We start from the raw sequence: 16,145 nt of genomic DNA, 5'->3' as shown, positions 1-16,145 counted from the left end.
CAGTTCCACCTCGCCGGGGCCCGGCGGGCAGGCCTCGACGGACGCGGTCTCCAGCGAACGGGCAGCGGTGTAACGAACGGCGAGAGTCGTCATCGGGTGGTCAGGGTCCCTTCAGCGCGGACGCCGATGGTCAGCAGCAGGTTGGCGTAGGTGCGGACGTCGGCGGTGACGATGGCCAGCGCCAGGTCGGGCGAGCGGGCGGCGTCGTAGAACTCGAAGCGGCCGAGGGTCTCGACGGGGACGGGCGCTAGCCGGGCGCGGTACTCGCCGATGGCGGGCGGCTCGGGTTCCCCCTCGGGCGGCACCATCACGTGGGCCGACTCGACGGGCAGGGCGGTCGTCAGGACGTCGAGCACGGTGGTGACGTCCAACAGGCCCGGCGCCAGGTTCAGATGGACGATGCGGGCGCGGTCGCCGGTGGCGGTGCTCGCGGGGTAGTGGCCGTCGGCGAGCAGTACGCGGGCGCCGTGACCGGCGCCGGCCAGGGCTTCGAGAATTCCGGGGTGCAGCAGGTCGGTCAGGAGCACGGTGTTCCCTTCTTCCGTTCGGAGGCCTTCGAGTCCGGCGGGTCGAGTCGGTAGAAGCCGGTCGCGGCGCCCGCGAGGACGGCCTCGGTCTCGGCGGCGGAGCAGCCGCGGAGGAGTTCCTCGACGGTCGCCGCCCACTGGTTCCAGCCGCCCGCGAGAAGGCAGACGGGCCAGTCGGAGCCGAACATCAGCCGCTCGGCTCCGAAGGCGCAGAGCAGGACGTCCCACACGGGGCGGATGTCGTCGGTCGTCCACTTCCGGTGGTCGGCCTCGGTGACCAGGCCCGAGACCTTGCAGCGCACCTGCGGGTGGGCGGCCAGTCGCCGCACGTCCCGCTCCCAGTCGCCCAGGTCGCCCCGGGCCACGGGCGGCTTGCCCGCGTGGTCGAGCACGAGGGGCAGTTCGGGAAGGCGTTCGGCGAGCCGCACGGCCTGGTCGAACTGGTGGTCGCGGATCAACAGGTCGTAGGCCAGGCCGTGTTGTCCGAGCGTCCGCAACCCCCGCTCCACGGACGGTCGTTGCAGCCACCGCGGGTCCGACTCGCCCTGGACGAGGTGCCGCAGGGAGCGGAGGAAGCGGCCGCCCGGGCCGGCGAGCAGATCGGCGAGGACGTCACCGACCTCCGGTGAGGTGAGATCGGCCCAGCCGACGACCGCGCCGATCAGCGGATCGGCGTCGGCCAGGGCGAGCAGCTCCCGGGTCTCGGACACGGACGTCACGCACTGGACGACCACCGTGCGCGCCAGCGGCCGGCCGGCGATATGCCGGGTGGCGTCCGACCGCAGATCGTCCGTGCCGAACGAACGGCGGATCGGCTCGTGGCCGGGCTCGTCCAGCCAGGGCTGGGGCCGGCGGTCCAGGTCCCACAGATGGTGGTGGGCGTCCACCAGCTCCCCGGGGCCGGTCGGCGCACGTTCCTCAGACACGGACGGACCAGACCGGGCCGTCGGGGTACGTGTACTCCTTCAGCGACTCCTGGTGCATCTCCGCGCTCAGTCCCGGCAGGGTGGGCGCGAGGTAGTGGCCGTCGGCGATGCGCACCGGGTCGACGAAGTGCTCGTGGAGGTGGTCGACGTACTCGATGACCCGGTCCTCGAGGGTGCCGGAGACGGCCACGTAGTCGAACATCGACAGGTGCTGCACCATCTCGCACAGGCCGACGCCGCCGGCGTGCGGGCAGACCGGCACGCCGAACTTGGCGGCCAGGAGCAGGATGGCGAGGTTCTCGTTGACTCCGCCGACCCGGGCGGAGTCGATCTGCACGATGTCCACCGCACCGGCCTGGAGCAGCTGCTTGAAGACGACCCTGTTGGCGATGTGCTCGCCGGTGGCGACCTTGATCGGGCTCAGCGCCCTGCGGACCGCCGCGTGGCCGAGGATGTCGTCCGGGGAGGTGGGCTCCTCGATCCAGTACGGCTGGTAGGGGGCCAGTTCGCGCATCCAGTCGATGGCGGGCTGCACGTCCCATCTCTGGTTGGCGTCCACGGCGATGCGGATGGAGTCGCCGACCGTCGCGCGGGCGGTGCGCATGCGCCGCACGTCGTCCTCCAGGGACGCGCCGACCTTCAGCTTGATCTGGGTGAAGCCGTCGGCGACGGCCTCGCGGGCGAGGCGGGCCAGCTTCTCGTCGGAGTAGCCGAGCCACCCGGGCGTGGTGGTATAGGCGGGGTATCCGCGCTCCAGCAGGCCGGCGATGCGCTCCTCGCGGCCCGGCTCGGCGCGGCGCAGGATCTCGAGGGCCTCGTCGGGGGTGAGGGCGTCGCTGAGCCAGCGGAAGTCGATCTGCGCGACCAGGTCCTCGGGTGACATCTCGCCGAGGAAGCGCCAGACGGGCTTGCCCGCGCGCTTGGCCGCCAGGTCCCAGGCCGCGTTGACGACGGCGCCGGTCGCCATGTGGATCGCGCCCTTCTCCGGTCCCAGCCACCGCAGTTGGGGGTCGTGGACGAGCGAGCGGGAGAACGCGCCGAGATCCCCGCACACCTCGTCGACCGGGAGACCCACCACGTACGGGGCGAGCGCCGCGATGGCGGCGGCCTGGACGTCGTTGCCGCGGCCGGTGGTGAACGCCAGGGCGTGGCCCTCCAGACCGTCCCCGGCGTCGGTGCGCAGGACGACGTAGGCGGCCGAGTAGTCGGGCTCGGGGTTCATGGCGTCCGACCCGTCCAGATGCTCGGACGTCGGGAAACGCACGTCCAGAACGTCGAGAGCGGTGATACGGGCGGCGGAGGCCGGGGCGGGGGACACAGCGGAGGACATGGCAACTCCTGGAGGAGCAGGGGGGTGACGGCCCCTGCGACGAGATGGGGAACGAGGGGGAGTCCGGCGGCCGCGCGGTCCCGGGTGACCCGGTCACGGCCGCCCGGAATCACTCCTGGACCTTGCCGCCCGTGATGCGGGAGATCATCAGCGCGGCCAGGATGATCAGGCCGTTGAGGGCTCCGATCCACTGGGCGGGGACCCCCGCCAGGGTGAGCACGTTCTGGATCATGAAGAGCAGCAGGATGCCGCTGAAGGCGCCGAACATGGTGCCCTTGCCGCCGTTGAGGCTGATCCCGCCGATCACGGCGGCCGCGAACACGGTGAAGATGTAGCCGTTGCCCTGGGCGGAGGCGACGGAGGCCAGCCGCCCGGACAGCAGCAGCCCGGCGAGGGCGGCGAGCACACTGCCGCTGACCAGGACGATCCACAGGACCCGGTCGGTGCGGATGCCGGCTGCCTTCGCCGCGTCGACGTTGCCGCCGATGGCGTAGAGGGAGCGGCCGAAGCTGGTCCAGCCGAGCACCACGATGGCGACGGCGAACAGGGTGAGGGTGAGCCAGATGGAGGCGGGCATCCCGAACCACTGGGCGGTGCCGAGGTACAGCATCGATTCGGGCAGCTGGAAGAACGTCTGGCCGCCGGAGATCCCGGTGAGGACGCCGCGCAGGACGATGAGCATGCCGAGGGTGACGATGAACCCGTTGAGGCCGAAGCGGATGATCAGCAGGGAGTTGACCACGCCGATGAGGGCGCCCACGGCGAGGGTGACCGGGATCGCCCAGGCGCCCGGGAGGAGCCCGAGGCCGTGTCCGGCGCCGGTCGGCACCACCAGCCAGGCCGCGACGCCGGGCGCGAGGCCCATCGTCGACTCGAGGGAGAGGTCCATCTTCTTGACGACCAGGATCATCGTCTGGGCGAGCACCAGCAGAGCGATCTCGGACATCGTCTGCAGGACGTTGATGAGGTTGTCCGCCTGCAGGAACACCGGGTTGACGATCTGACCGACGATCGCGATGGCGATGATCGCGGGGACGAGAGCCAGGTCGCGCAGCCGCGCCAGCGGTATCCGGCCGCCGAACAGCGCGGTCCGCTTGACGCCCGGCTGGTCGGGCTTGGACGTGGGCGCGTCCGCGAGGACGGTTTCAGGCATCGAGGTCCACTCCTTCCATCGCGGCGACGACGTCGTGGTCGTGCCAGCCGCGCGGGATCTCCAAGGTCACTCGGCCCTGGAACATCACCAGGACCCGGTCGCACATACGCAGGTCGTCGAGTTCGTCGGAGGCGATGAGCACTCCGGTGCCGGTGTCCGCGGTCTCCTCGACCTTGCCGAGGAGGAACTCCTTGGAGCGCACGTCCACGCCCGCGGTCGGGTTGATCAGGACCAGCAGCCGGGGGTCGTCGGCGAGGGCGCGGGCCATGACGACCTTCTGCTGGTTGCCGCCGGACAGCGCGGAGACCGGCAGGTCCGGACCCGGTGTCTTGATCGCCAGCTTCTCGATCATGCCCCGGGCGAGCCGGTCGCGGGTCTGGCTGCTGACGAGCCCGTTGCGGCCGATGCGGTGGGGCACGGACAGGGTGGCGTTGTCGGCGATCGACATGTCGGGCACGAAGCCCTGGTGATGCCGGTCCTGGGGGACGAATCCCGCGCCTGCGGCGAGTGCGGCGGGCACACTGCCCGGCCGGGGCCGCCGTCCGGCGATCTCGACCGAACCGCCGTCGGACGACCGCAGTCCCACGACCGTCTCGGCGACCTCGGTGCGGCCGCTGCCCGCGGCGCCGGCGAGCCCGACGATCTCACCGGCGCCCACCTGGAAGGTGACGTCCCGGTAGGCGTCGCCGCTGATGCCCCGCACGCTCAGCGCGGCCGTCGCGTCCGCGTCGAGGGTGCTCGCCCGTTCCTCGCGCCGCTCGCCGGCGGCCTCGCCGGTCATGGCGGCGACGAGTTCGGTGCGGGGGAGATCGGCGACCGGCGCGGTCACGATGTGCCGGGCGTCCCGGAAGACCGTCACCATGTCGCAGATCTCGTAGATCTCCTGGAGGTGGTGGCTGATGAACAGGAAGGTCACGCCCTGGCGTTGCAGGTCGCGGATCCGGTCGAAGAGCCGGTTGATGGCGGCCCCGTCGAGCTGGGCGGTGGGTTCGTCGAGGATGATGAAACGGGCGCCGAAGGACAGCGCGCGGGCGATCTCGACGAACTGCCGCTGTTCCACGCTGAGATCGCCGGCCGGGGTCTGCGGATCCACGTCGACCGACCAGGTGGACAGCAGGTCCTGTGCCCGGCGCCGCACGCCCCTCCAGCTGATGAGCCGGCTCGGGCCGTGGTCGTGCCGGTTCAGGAACAGGTTCTCGGCGACGGTCAGGGTCGGGATGATCGTCGACTTCTGGTAGACGCAGGCGACGCGCTGCCGCCAGGCGTCGCGGTCCGCGGGCCGGGGAGCCGGGCGGCCGCCGAAGGAGACCGTTCCCTCGTCCGGGCTCTGCAGTCCGGTGAGGACGGACACCAGGGTCGACTTGCCCGCTCCGTTGCGGCCGACGAGCGCGTGCGTCTCACCGGGCCGGATGGTGATCCGGGCCCCGTCCAGGGCCACTGTCGGACCGAATCGTTTGACTATGCCCGTCGCCTCGACGACGGGCGGGCCCGCCGGGGCCCGTCCGTCGTCCGCCGGGGCGGGCGCGGGGGTGACTGATCGCTCCCCGTCGCTCATCTCAACCGCCTTGTGTTCGTGAGCCGTTGTCTTCGTCGGTGGGCTGTCAGCCGAGGGTGTTGCCCCAGAGGGACTTGTCGTCGCTCTTCAGGCTCGGCACGCCGCCGTAGGTGCCGCCGTCGGCCGTGACCAGAGGCGCGGAGAGCTGGTCCTCCAGCAGTCCCTCACGGACCTGGACGATCGTGCTGTCGTGGTCGGTCTTTCCGGGCTTGAACGTCTTGCCGTCGATGGCGGCCTTGAGGTAGTACAGGGCGTACTTGGCGTAGAGGTCGGCGGGCTGGGAGACGGTGGCGTCGATCTTGCCGGCGGCTATGGACTTCAGCTCTTCCGGAATGCCGTCGTTGGAGACGACGAAGACGTGCTTCTTGTCCTCGGGACCGACCAGCAGGCCCTTCTGCTTGAGGACCTGGAGCGTGCCGGCGAGGGCGAAGCTGGACTCCATGTAGACGCCCTTGATGTCCGGGTTGGCGGTCAGGTCCGTCTGGAGCTTCTGCGCGGCGACGGCGCCGTCCCAGTTGGTGGCCTCACCGAACACCTTGATGTCCGGGAAGTTCTTCTTCATGCAGTCGTTGAACGCCTCGGTGCGGTCACGGCCGTTGATGGAGTCCAGACCGCCCTCCAGCATCACGACCTTGCCCTTGCCGGCGAGCTTGGTGCCCAGGTACTGGCAGGCCTTCTCGCCGTACGCGCGGTTGTCGGCGCGCACGACCATGAACACGTTGCCGCTGTCGGGACGGGTGTCGACCGTGACGACGGGGATCTTCTTCGCCTCCAGCTGCGCCAGCGTCGGCGCGATGGCGGCGGTGTCCTGCGGGGCCATCGCGAGGCCCTTGACGCCCTGGCTGATGAACGTCTGCGCGTTGGCGGTCAGCTTGGCGACGTCGTTCTGCGAGTTGGTGGTCTTGAGCGAGAGGCCGAGCTCCTTGGCGTACTCCGGCGTGTACTTGATGTACGAGTTCCAGAAGTCGGTGTCGGACCGCGGGTAGTCGACGCCGACCAGCGGCTTGCCGTCGGCGCCGGCCGCGGCGCCGGAGCCGCCGCATGCGCTGAGCAGCGCCATCGCGGAGAGGACGGAGGCAGCGGAACAGAGGGCGGTTCTGAGTCTCATGGGTACTTCCTCGCGCTGGTCCCGTAGCGGGAGATGTTTCGCATGGGCGACGACCGTGTGACGCCGCCCAGGAGAGATGGGATGTTTATAGGTTGCCGATCGGCGGCGTGTCTACCCCTTGGTGCAATTTGCCGTGTACTTCCGGCCCACCCGACCACCCCAGGCCTGGAGACGGTTGAAACCTCTCTCGATCCATCCCATGAATCGTGGCCCATCTGTGATGTGACTTCACTGCGCCATACCCTTGAGACATGCCATGTCTGTTGCACGACAAAAGCAGAAAAACCGGTCTATAAACGGCAGAAGTCCTGCTCAAGAACCGGTTTTCATCCCTGCACGCCCGTTGACACGACAAGGACGCATGGTCGACCTTCGTGCGTAACGAACGGCGACCCCGGCCGGGGACCGCGCCCGAGCCCGGACCGCGCCGGGCGTCCCCGTCCTTCACCCCACCCCCTCCGCACCAGGGATGTGTCATGCCGAGTTCGATCAACAGACGCCACTTCTTGGCGGGAGCCACCTTCGTGGCCGCAGCGACGGTCGCCGGAGGCCTGTTCGGCGCGGGCGGAGCGCAGGCCGCCCCGAGCACGTACACGCCCGACTGGAACTCGGTCGACCAGCACCCGCCGGCCCCGGAGTGGTTCCAGGACGCCAAGTTCGGCATCTACTTCCACTGGGGCGTCTTCAGCGTTCCCGCGTACGACAACGAGTGGTATCCGCGCAACATGTACGCGAGCGGCAGCAACGCCAACCAGCACCACATCGCGACCTACGGTCAGCCCTCCGCCTGGCCGTACCACAACTTCATCAACGGAGCGAAGGACCTGGCGGGCAACACCGTCCAGTTCGCCCCGAAGCTGAAGTCGGCGGGCGGGAACTTCGACCCCGACGAGTGGGCGCAGCTGTTCGTCGACGCCGGCGCGAAGTTCGCCGGACCCGTCGCGGAGCACCACGACGGCTTCTCCATGTGGGACAGCCAGGTCAACGAGTGGAACTCGGTCGCCAAGGGCCCGCACCTCAACCTGCTGCAGCTGTTCACCACGGCCATCCGCGCCAAGAACCTCAAGCTGCTGGTGGCCATGCACCACGCGTACAACTACAACGGCTTCTACGAGAACGCCCCGGCCCAGACCGATCCCAGCCTCAAGAAGCTCTACGGGCAGCTCGGCCCGGCCGCGGAGAACCAGCTCTGGTACGACAAGCTCAAGGAGGTCATCGACCGGGCCCAGCCGGACATCCTGTGGCAGGACTTCAAGCTGGACGCGGTCTCCGAGACCCAGCGCCTGAACTTCCTGTCGTACTACTACAACCAGGCCAACAGCTGGGGCCGCGAGGTCGTCGCCACCTACAAGGACGGCATGAACGGGAAGGGCGAGGTCTTCGACTACGAGCGCGGCGGCCCGGGCGACCTGACCACGCCGTACTGGCTCACCGACGACAGCATCTCCAGCAGCAGCTGGTGCTACACCCAGGGAATCGGCTACTACAGCACCCAGCAGATGCTGCACGCCTTCCTCGACCGGGTCAGCAAGAACGGCAACATGCTGCTCAACATCGCGCCGATGGCCGACGGCACCATTCCCCAGGCCCAGAAGAACATCCTGCTCGGCATCGGCGACCACCTGAAGCGGTTCGGCGAGGCGGTGTACGCGACTCGCGCCTGGAGCGTGTACGGCGAGGGTCCGACGAAGATGGGCGGCGGGTCCTTCACCAATCCGACCGCCGGCACGGCACAGGACATCCGCTTCACGCGCAACAAGGCCAACACCGTCCTGTACGCCACCGTCCTCGGCTGGCCGGGAAGCTCCCTGACGATCAAGACCCTCGGCTCGGACCGGATCAACCTCTCCTCGCTGTCCTCGGTGCAGCTCCTCGACTCCACCGCCGGCTCCTACATCAACCTGGCCACGCCGGCGCAGAGCGCGTCCGGTCTCACGGTCACCCTGCCCTCCTCGGCGCCCTACGGCGCGAACGCCTACGTCCTCAAGCTCGCCTTCTCCGGCACGATCCCGGACCTGCGCCCGCAGGCCGGGGCGATCGCCTTCGGGGACGTCGGCTACTCCGGCGCCTCCGCCGTGCTCGCCCTCGGCGACCACAACGCGGCCGACCTGACCGCGTCGGGCCTCGGCCTCCGCACGATCTCCTCCCTCAGGCCGGCCCCCGGCTACCAGGTGATCGGCTACTCCGGGGACAACTTCACCGGCACGGCGTGGACCTTCACCGCCGACAACCCCGACCTGCGGGTCACCGGCAACAACGACCAGATCACGTCGCTGAAGGTCCAGTTCGACCCGGCGACGTACGTCCGGATCACCAACGTCACCGACGGCCTGGCCCTCGACAGCGGCGGCAACGTGGCCTCCGGCTCCAACCTCAAGCAGTGGTCGTGGGACGGCAGCCCCAACCTGCAGTGGCAGGCGGTGGACGTCGGAGGCGGTTTCTACAAGCTGGTCAACCGCACCAACGGCATGGTCGCCGACGGCTGGGGCGCCACCGCCGACGGCTCACCGGCCCGACAGGCCGCCTGGAACGGCGGCCCCAACCAGCAGTGGACGATCACCTCGCGCGGCGGTGACCGCTACTCGATCGCCAACCGCACCACAGGGCTGGTGCTCGACGGCGGCGGCAGCGTCGCCTCGGGCGCCGTCACCAAGCAGTGGACCTACGGCTCCAGCACCAACCTGCTGTGGACCTTCACCGCGCTGTGACGACCCCTGCCACGGACCGGGCGGCTGCGCGGGAGTGCTCCCCCACCTCCCCGCAGCCGCCCGTCTGCCGAGGCCGGCGCCCCGGCCTCATCCGGTCGCGCTGAGCTGTCCCCTGCGCTCCGGGAGACGGCTGCGGGTGCGGAACGTACGGCGGTAGGCGTCCGGCGGCACCCCGACCGTCCGGTTGAAATGCCGCCGCAGAGTCGTGGCGGTGCCCATGCCGGTCGCCGTCGCGATGGTGTCGACGGTGTCGTCGGTGGTCTCCAGCAACTCCTGCGCCCGGCGGATCCGTTGGGTGAGCAGCCACTGCAGCGGGGTGGTGCCGGTGACCGACCTGAAGTGACGGCCCAGATGCCGCGAACTCATCCGCGCCCGACGGGCCAGGTCCTCCACGGTGAGCGGTCGGTCCAGCCGACGCAGCACCCACGGGAACAGCTCGGCGAGCGGATGGTTGCCCGGTGCGGGAACCGGCGTCGTCACGAACTGCGCCTGACCGCCGTCCCGGTGCGGCGGCACGACCAGACGCCGGGCGAGCGTGTTGGCGACCGACGAGCCGTGGTCGAGGCGGACCAGATGCAGGCACAGGTCCATGGCGGCCGCCTTGCCGGCGGACGTGAGCACGCTGCCGTCGTCCACGTACAGGACGTCCGCGTCGACCGTCACCCGGGGGTGGCGCGCCGCCAGTTCATCGGCGTGAGCCCAGTGCGTGGTCGCCCGCCGGCCGTCCAGCAGACCCGCGGCGGCCAGGACGAACGCGCCCGTGCACAGCGACGCCACGCGGGCGCCCGCCTCGTGGGCCGCGCGCACCGCCTCGACCAGTTCGTCCGGCGGATCGCGGTCCACGTCGGCCCAGCCCGGCACGATCACGGTGTCGGCGTGCTCGAGCCGGTCGAGGCCGTGATCGGGCTCCAGCCGGAAGTGGCCCACCCGCACGGCGGTCGGCCCGCAGAGCGAGAAGCGGTACCAGGGGTTCGCCACACCGGTCAGGTCGGAGCCGAACACCTCGCACGCCAGGGCCAGTTCGAAGTGCAGCATGCCGTCGGTGACGGCCAGCGCGACGGTGGTCATGTCCGGAAGTGTACGAGGGATGGCGTTCCGGACCATCACGACCGGGAGCGGATCTTCGACAGGATGTCCGTGACGGAGCGCGGGGGACCGGGAACGCGCAGCACAGCGATGGTGTACGGAGGAAAACCCATGGGAACGGGACAGCAGGTCATGGTGTTCGGCGCTTACGGGCACACCGGGCGGTTCGTGGTGACGGAACTCGGGGAGCGGGGATTCCGCCCGGTCCTGTCCGGCCGCGACGCCGACCGGCTGGAGGCGCTGGCCCACGAGACGGGCTGGGAGGCCCGCCCGGCGTCCGTCGACGACCCGGACTCCCTCGACAGAGCGCTGGCCGGGGCCGCGGCGGTGATCAACTGCGCCGGACCCTTCGCCACGACGGCCGCCCCCGTGATCGAGGCGGCGCTGCGGGCCCGCATCCCGTACCTCGACGTGGCGGCCGAGATCGAGGCCAACGTCGACACCTTCGAGCGCTTCGCCGACCGGGCACGGGAGGCGGGCACGCTGGTCGTCCCGGCGATGGCCTTCTTCGGCGGCCTCGGCGACCTGCTGGTCACCGCGGCGGCGCGGGACTGGACGAAGGCCGACGAGGCCCACATCGCGTACGGGCTGAGCAGCTGGCATCCCACCACCGGGACGCGCACGGCGGGCGCGGTCTCCCGGGAGCGGCGCGACGGCCGTCGCGTGCGCTACTCCGGGGGGCGGCTGGAGTACCGCGACGACGCCTCGCCGATCCTGGACTGGTCCTTCCCCGAGCCGCTGGGGCGGCGGTCCGTGATCGGGGAGTTCACGATGGCCGACGTCGTGACCGTGCCGACCCACCTGTCCGTCCCGGAGGTGCAGACCTATATGACGGTCGAGGCGGCCCGGGACATCGCGGCCCCGGAGACCCCGGTGCCGGCCGCGGCCGACGAACAGGGGCGCTCCGACCAGACGTTCCTCGTCGACGTCGTCGTGCGCTCCGGCGACGCCGAACGGCGGGCCGTCGCGCGCGGCAGGGACATCTACGCGGTCACCGCGCCGCTGGTGGTCGAGGCGGTCGCCCGCGTCCTCACGGGACGCACCGACGCGGTCGGCGTGGTCTCCGCGGGTGAGGCGTTCGACGCGCCGGACTTCCTCCGCGCGCTGGCGCCGCACATCACGCTGGAACCGCGTCCCTGACGGCGGCCGCCCGTCCGCCCGGTCTCGCCGGCCCCCCGCCGCGGCCTTCGCCCTCCGGGCCGGACGCGGTGACGCACCCGCCGACGGTCCATGCCGCACGGGGCCGGACCGTCCCGGTGGCAGGGGGCTCGCCGTCCGGCTTCAGGCGTCGGGCGCCGCGAAGACGCGTTCTCCGTCCACGAAGGTCTGCAGGGCGCGTGCGGTCGCGATCTCCTCGGGCCCTCCCGTGAACGGGTCGCGGTCGAGGACGACCAGATCGGCCGCCTTGCCGACGGTGATGCTGCCGGTGAGATCGTCGAGGCCGTTCACATAGGCGCTGCCGGCCGTGCAGGCGGCGAGCGCGGCGCCCAGGTCCAGGCGCTGTCCGGGCAGGAAGGCGGGGGTGCCCGGGGGAGCGTCCGGGGCCCGTCGGTTGACGGCGACGTGGATGGCCTGGAGCGGGTCGGGGCTGCTGACCGGCCAGTCGCTGCCGGCTGCGAGGGTCGCTCCGGCGCGCAGCAGATCGCCGAACGGGTACTGGCGGGCGCCGCGCTCGGGGCCCAGGAACGGCAGGGTGAGCTCGTCCATCTGCGGCTCGTGGGCGGCCCACAGCATCTGCAGGTTGGCGGTGGCGCCGAGATGCCGGAAGCGCCGTACGTCGTCGGGGTGGACGACCTGCAGGTGCGCCAGATGGTGGCGGGTGTCCCGGTGCCCGTTCGCGTCACGGGCGGCTTCGACGGCGTCGAGCGCCTCACGGACCGCCCGGTCGCCGAGTGCGTGGAAGTGGACCTGGAAGCCGAGTGCGTCGAGCTCGGTGACGTACTTCTTCAGCTCCCCGGGTTCGACGAAGCTGATGCCGCTGGTGCCCGAGGCACAGCCGCAGCCGGTGAGATAGGGGTCGAGCATCGCCGCGGTGTGGTTCTCGGCGATGCCGTCCTGCATGATCTTCACCGTGCCGGCGCGGAACCGGCCCACCCCCAACTCGTCGCGCCGGGCTACGAGTTCGGGGATCTGCTCGGCGCCGCGCTCACGGTCCCACCACAGCGCGCCGACCACGCGGGCGGTGAGCAGCCCATGCTCCTGGGCCGCGCGGTAGGAGGGGGCGGGGTCGGGCATGTTGGTGTAGGCGCCGACGATGGCGTCCTGCCAGGCGGTGACGCCGTGGGAGTGCAGCACGGCCTGGGCTCGCAGCAGGGCGGCCAGTCGCGCCTCGGGCGTGGGCGCGGGCACCAGCCGGCCCACGAGGTGGACGGCGCCCTCCTGGAGCATGCCGGTCGGGTTGCCGTCGGCGTCGCGTTCGATGCGGCCGTCGGCGGGGTCGGGGGTGCGGGCGTCGATGCCGGCGCGTTCCAGCGCACGGGTGTTGACCCAGGCGCCGTGGTGGTCGCGGTTGGGCAGGAAGACCGGACGGTCGGGGACGATCGCGTCGAGGGCGGCGGCGGTGGGCGCGCCGCCGGGGAACGCCTCCAGGGACCAGCCGCCGCCGGTGACCCATTCGGCGTCCGGGTGGTCGTCGGCGTACGCACGGATCCGCCGCAGGTACTCGGCGGGGTCGACGGTGTCGGCCAGGTGGCACAGTCCGAGTTCCAGGCCCGCGCCCTGCGGGTGCACATGGGCGTCCTGGAAGCCGGGCAGCAGCAGTCTTCCGGCGAGGTCGACGACCTCGGTGCCCGGTCCGATCAGCGCGTGGACCTCGTCGTGACCGACGGCCGTGATCCGCCCGCCGTGCACGGCCACGGCGGTGGCGCGGCTGCGGGCGGGGTCGACGGTGTGGACGGGACCGCCGGTCAGGACGAGGTCGGCGGGGCCCGTGGCCTGGGACTGTGGCATGGGTGTGGTCTCCGTGAGGGGCGGGGGAGGGCGAGGGGGAGCCGAACGGCCGGGGCGTCTGTCCGGCCGCCCGGCGGTGCGGTGACTCAGGCGGGTGTGCGGTCCATGGGGAGGACGATGCTCTCGGCGTCGGTGCCGTGTCCGGTGGCGAAGTACGGCGACCGGCGGACGTACTTGGCGACCGCGGCCATGCCGAGTCCTGCCAGGACGATGACGGCGGGCAGGGAGAACATGAACCAGCCGTTGTCGGGGCTGAGTTCGAAGTGGTCGCTCATCGTCAGGTACGAGTACCCGAGGTATCCGCCGAGTCCCAGCAGCACCAGACCGGACGCCGCGGGCACGCCCACGGCGAGCAGCGCCGTCCGCAGACCCTCGCGGGCGGAAGCGCGGAAACGCACGGCGCACGCGAGCGCGGTGAGGCCGTAGTAGAGGGCGACGAGAAGACCGATGGCGTTGACGGCGGCCAGCAGCATGTCGCTCAGCCGTGGGATGGCGACGGCCAGCAGGGCGATCGCGGAGGCGATGGCCAGCACCACGACCGTGCCGGCGGCGGGGGTGCCGTAGCGCGCGTGCACCCGGTTCCACAGCGGGCCCATGGTGCGGTCGCGGCCCATCGCGAGCAGTCCGCGCGCGGTGGGGATCAGCGTGGACTGCACGGAGGCCGCGGCCGAGAACATCAGCGCCACGACGGGCAGCGTCGCCCAGGGTTCGGCGGCCAGCTTCTCCCCGAGATAGGGCAGCGCCTGCGGCCCGTTCTCGATCAGTTCGGCGAGGCTCATCTCCCGCTGGAACGCGACCGACGCGAAGAGGAACAGACCGAGCATGGCGAACAGGGCGATCAGTCCGCCGCGGGCCGCGTCGTCCGGCCGCCTGGTCTCCTCGGTGACGCTGAAGGCGGCGTCCCAGCCCCAGAAGAAGAACACCGCGAGCACCATGCCCTGTGCGAAGGCGGTGCCGTCCGCGATCTCGAAGGGGTCGAACCAGGAGAAGGAGAAGGACTGCTCGCCGGTGACCAGCGCCCAACCGCAGAATCCGAGCAGCACGGCGTACTCGAAGACCAGCAGGGCGAACTGGAAGCGGGTGGTGGCCCGGGTGCCGGTCACGGCGATCGCCGTGAGGCCGAGCAGCAGCACCAGCCCGACGGCCGTGCTGACTCCGGTGGACGACGGATCGAGGGCGATCCCCGCCAGGCTGTGCAGCCCGGCCTTGTTGGTGAAGATCAGCACGACCGAGCCCATGACCGCGCTGGTGTAGGCGCAGAACACGACCGACCCGACGACGGTGACCCATCCGGTCAGGAAGCCGGGCCAGGGGCCGAGGGTCTTGCCGACCCAGGTGTAGCCGTTGCCGCAGTTGGGCTCGGATCTGTTGAGGCGGGCGTACGCGGTGGCGATGCCCAGCACGGGCAGGAAGGCGAGCAGCAGCAGGGCCGGGGCCTGCAGTCCGACGATGGTGGCGATGGTGCCCATGCCGATGGCGATGCTGGTGGTGGCCGCGGTGCTGGACGCGGCGATGGCGACCCCGTCGACGACGCCGAGGGATCGGCGCAGTCCGGTGCCCGGTCCGCCGGTCGGCGCCGGTGTCGAGGGAGTCGGCGGTGTGGACGGCTGGGGCGACAGGGAGGTCATGAGCGGTCTCCTCGCGGGGAGGGAGGACGGGGGACGAGCCGCGCGGGACTGTGATGGAACACCGCCCGTCTTTCTTGCGTCAATCCTGTTGACATAAGAAGGGCTCGGCTCGTTCACTGCTGCTACGCCGCGCCGACCGACAGGAGCCCCGCCATGACCACCCGTGTCCCGCAGGAGCGCAGACGCCGCCGGCCCACCCGCTCCGGCGTCGTGCTGTCGGAGGAGCTGATCGTCGCGACGGCCCTGCGGCTCATCGGCGAGCACGGCCCGGAAGCGCTCAGCGTCCGTCGCCTAGGCACCGCCATCGGCTGCGACCCGAGCGCCCTGTACCGCTACTTCCGCGACACCGACGACCTGGTGCTCGCCATCGCCGACCGCATCATCGGCGACGCCATGGCCGGTTTCGTCCCCGGCGACGACTGGGCCGCCGCGCTGCGCGACATGGCCCTGCGGGTGCGGGCCGGCTACCTCGCCCACCCGCGTGCGGCGGCCTTCGCCTCGTACCGGGTGACGCGGCGCGAGAACGAGATCCGTGCCGTGGAGACGGGCATCGGCCTGCTGCTCTCCGCGGGTTTCGCTCCGGCCGACGCGACGCGGCTGTACCTGGCCTTCATCGACACCGTGCTCAGCCACGCGGCCATGGACGCGGCCTTCCAGGCCCTTGCGCCGGAGCAGCGCGAGGCCGACCACCGGGCGTGGGCCGGGGTCTACCAGCGGCTGGACCCCGCCACGCACCCCGCGCTGACCGCGGTGCGGCAGGAGCTGCCCACCCTGCGCGACAGCTCCTTCGAGGAGGCGGTGGACCTCCTGCTGGAGGCGCTGACGGCCCGCGCCCCGGCCGGGGTTACCGGACGAGCTCCCAGTCCTGGGAGCCGTCGGTGAGCGAGTTCTGCAGGGTCAGCTGCGCCCCGGCCGCCGCACCGGTGAGGTACAGGCTCGTGTTCCTGGCCGACTGCAGCCGGTAGAAGCCGTCGCTGGTCTTGATCAGGTTCCAGCTGCCCGTGCTGCTGTCGTCGACCCACTGGCCGATCTTCTGGCCGGCCGTCGCGTTGCCCGTCCAGACGGCCGCGGCACGGCCGCCCGCCTTGTTCAGCAGGGTCACTCCGCCGCCGGGCTCGGTCGTCAGGTGGGTCGGCGCCCCTCGGGGAGGATTCCGGGCCCGGGCGCTCGGGGCG

Annotated in this window: 12 protein-coding genes and 1 pseudogene; 3 read left to right on the top strand and 10 right to left on the bottom strand. The window is 71.2% G+C overall.

All coding sequences use genetic code 11. The features are described from left to right. Positions 1-89: 89 nt before the first annotated feature. The 6 genes from ACH4ZA_RS38805 to ACH4ZA_RS38780 form a co-directional block, all read right to left on the bottom strand. Complete coding sequence (locus ACH4ZA_RS38805) at positions 90-527, bottom strand: RbsD/FucU domain-containing protein (protein ID WP_398433732.1); 438 nt, start codon at positions 525-527, stop codon at positions 90-92. After that, entirely contained in the window at positions 518-1,453 is a 936-nt protein-coding gene (locus tag ACH4ZA_RS38800; RefSeq protein ID WP_398433731.1) for an amidohydrolase family protein, read from the bottom strand. Before ACH4ZA_RS38800 ends, ACH4ZA_RS38805 begins: the two co-directional genes overlap by 10 nt. Then, the gene (locus ACH4ZA_RS38795) at positions 1,446-2,783 is read right to left on the bottom strand and encodes an L-fuconate dehydratase (RefSeq protein WP_398433730.1); all 1,338 of its coding nucleotides are present in this window, start codon (positions 2,781-2,783) and stop codon (positions 1,446-1,448) included. Before ACH4ZA_RS38795 ends, ACH4ZA_RS38800 begins: the two co-directional genes overlap by 8 nt. Before the next feature lie 109 nt (positions 2,784-2,892). After that, the gene (locus tag ACH4ZA_RS38790; RefSeq protein WP_398433729.1) at positions 2,893-3,936 is read right to left on the bottom strand and encodes an ABC transporter permease; all 1,044 of its coding nucleotides are present in this window, start codon (positions 3,934-3,936) and stop codon (positions 2,893-2,895) included. Beyond that, positions 3,929-5,491 (bottom strand): sugar ABC transporter ATP-binding protein, encoded by a 1,563-nt coding sequence (locus ACH4ZA_RS38785; RefSeq protein WP_398433728.1) that lies wholly within the window; start codon positions 5,489-5,491, stop codon positions 3,929-3,931. Before ACH4ZA_RS38785 ends, ACH4ZA_RS38790 begins: the two co-directional genes overlap by 8 nt. 46 nt (positions 5,492-5,537) lie before the next feature. Next, positions 5,538-6,599, bottom strand: a complete 1,062-nt coding sequence (locus ACH4ZA_RS38780) for a sugar ABC transporter substrate-binding protein (protein WP_398433727.1) — start codon at positions 6,597-6,599, stop codon at positions 5,538-5,540. 476 nt (positions 6,600-7,075) lie between these two features. Here ACH4ZA_RS38780 and ACH4ZA_RS38775 point away from each other — a divergent pair, with 476 nt between their 5' ends. Beyond that, complete coding sequence (locus tag ACH4ZA_RS38775; protein ID WP_398433726.1) at positions 7,076-9,307, top strand: alpha-L-fucosidase; 2,232 nt, start codon at positions 7,076-7,078, stop codon at positions 9,305-9,307. Between the two features lie 87 nt (positions 9,308-9,394). Here the strand turns inward: ACH4ZA_RS38775 and ACH4ZA_RS38770 are convergent, their stop codons facing one another. Further along, the gene (locus ACH4ZA_RS38770; RefSeq protein ID WP_398433725.1) at positions 9,395-10,375 is read right to left on the bottom strand and encodes a helix-turn-helix domain-containing protein; all 981 of its coding nucleotides are present in this window, start codon (positions 10,373-10,375) and stop codon (positions 9,395-9,397) included. A 129-nt stretch (positions 10,376-10,504) separates the two neighbouring features. Between ACH4ZA_RS38770 and ACH4ZA_RS38765 the strand changes: the two genes are divergently transcribed. Further along, complete coding sequence (locus ACH4ZA_RS38765; RefSeq protein WP_398433724.1) at positions 10,505-11,533, top strand: saccharopine dehydrogenase family protein; 1,029 nt, start codon at positions 10,505-10,507, stop codon at positions 11,531-11,533. Between the two features lie 141 nt (positions 11,534-11,674). Here ACH4ZA_RS38765 and ACH4ZA_RS38760 read toward each other — a convergent pair whose 3' ends face one another. Then, the gene (locus ACH4ZA_RS38760; RefSeq protein ID WP_398433723.1) at positions 11,675-13,342 is read right to left on the bottom strand and encodes an amidohydrolase; all 1,668 of its coding nucleotides are present in this window, start codon (positions 13,340-13,342) and stop codon (positions 11,675-11,677) included. A gap of 86 nt (positions 13,343-13,428) precedes the next feature. Beyond that, complete coding sequence (locus ACH4ZA_RS38755) at positions 13,429-14,970, bottom strand: APC family permease (RefSeq protein ID WP_398433722.1); 1,542 nt, start codon at positions 14,968-14,970, stop codon at positions 13,429-13,431. 153 nt (positions 14,971-15,123) lie between these two features. Here ACH4ZA_RS38755 and ACH4ZA_RS38750 point away from each other — a divergent pair, with 153 nt between their 5' ends. Continuing rightward, positions 15,124-15,852 carry a TetR/AcrR family transcriptional regulator gene (locus ACH4ZA_RS38750; RefSeq protein WP_398433721.1) on the top strand — a complete coding sequence of 243 codons (729 nt, stop codon included), beginning with the start codon at positions 15,124-15,126 and terminating at the stop codon, positions 15,850-15,852. Here ACH4ZA_RS38750 and ACH4ZA_RS38745 read toward each other — a convergent pair. Next, a pseudogene (locus ACH4ZA_RS38745) lies at positions 15,815-16,099 on the bottom strand (RICIN domain-containing protein); the annotation flags it as partial. The gene ACH4ZA_RS38750 and the pseudogene ACH4ZA_RS38745 overlap by 38 nt on opposite strands. Positions 16,100-16,145 lie beyond the last annotated feature (46 nt).

It is taken from the genome of Streptomyces sp. NPDC020597 (genome assembly GCF_044335095.1).
GTDB lineage: Bacteria > Actinomycetota > Actinomycetes > Streptomycetales > Streptomycetaceae > Streptomyces.
This window is presented reverse-complemented; position numbering and strand designations above follow the sequence as displayed.

Bases quoted from the DNA above. Each gene is read 5' to 3' on its own strand.
- ACH4ZA_RS38795 (WP_398433730.1), bottom strand. From the start codon at position 2,783: ATGTCCTCCGCTGTGTCCCCCGCCCCGGCCTCCGCCGCCCGTATCACC.
- ACH4ZA_RS38790 (WP_398433729.1), bottom strand. From the start codon at position 3,936: ATGCCTGAAACCGTCCTCGCGGACGCGCCCACGTCCAAGCCCGACCAG.
- ACH4ZA_RS38785 (WP_398433728.1), bottom strand. From the start codon at position 5,491: ATGAGCGACGGGGAGCGATCAGTCACCCCCGCGCCCGCCCCGGCGGAC.
- ACH4ZA_RS38780 (WP_398433727.1), bottom strand. From the start codon at position 6,599: ATGAGACTCAGAACCGCCCTCTGTTCCGCTGCCTCCGTCCTCTCCGCG.
- ACH4ZA_RS38775 (WP_398433726.1), top strand. From the start codon at position 7,076: ATGCCGAGTTCGATCAACAGACGCCACTTCTTGGCGGGAGCCACCTTC.
- ACH4ZA_RS38770 (WP_398433725.1), bottom strand. From the start codon at position 10,375: ATGACCACCGTCGCGCTGGCCGTCACCGACGGCATGCTGCACTTCGAA.
- ACH4ZA_RS38765 (WP_398433724.1), top strand. From the start codon at position 10,505: ATGGGAACGGGACAGCAGGTCATGGTGTTCGGCGCTTACGGGCACACC.
- ACH4ZA_RS38760 (WP_398433723.1), bottom strand. From the start codon at position 13,342: ATGCCACAGTCCCAGGCCACGGGCCCCGCCGACCTCGTCCTGACCGGC.
- ACH4ZA_RS38755 (WP_398433722.1), bottom strand. From the start codon at position 14,970: ATGACCTCCCTGTCGCCCCAGCCGTCCACACCGCCGACTCCCTCGACA.
- ACH4ZA_RS38750 (WP_398433721.1), top strand. From the start codon at position 15,124: ATGACCACCCGTGTCCCGCAGGAGCGCAGACGCCGCCGGCCCACCCGC.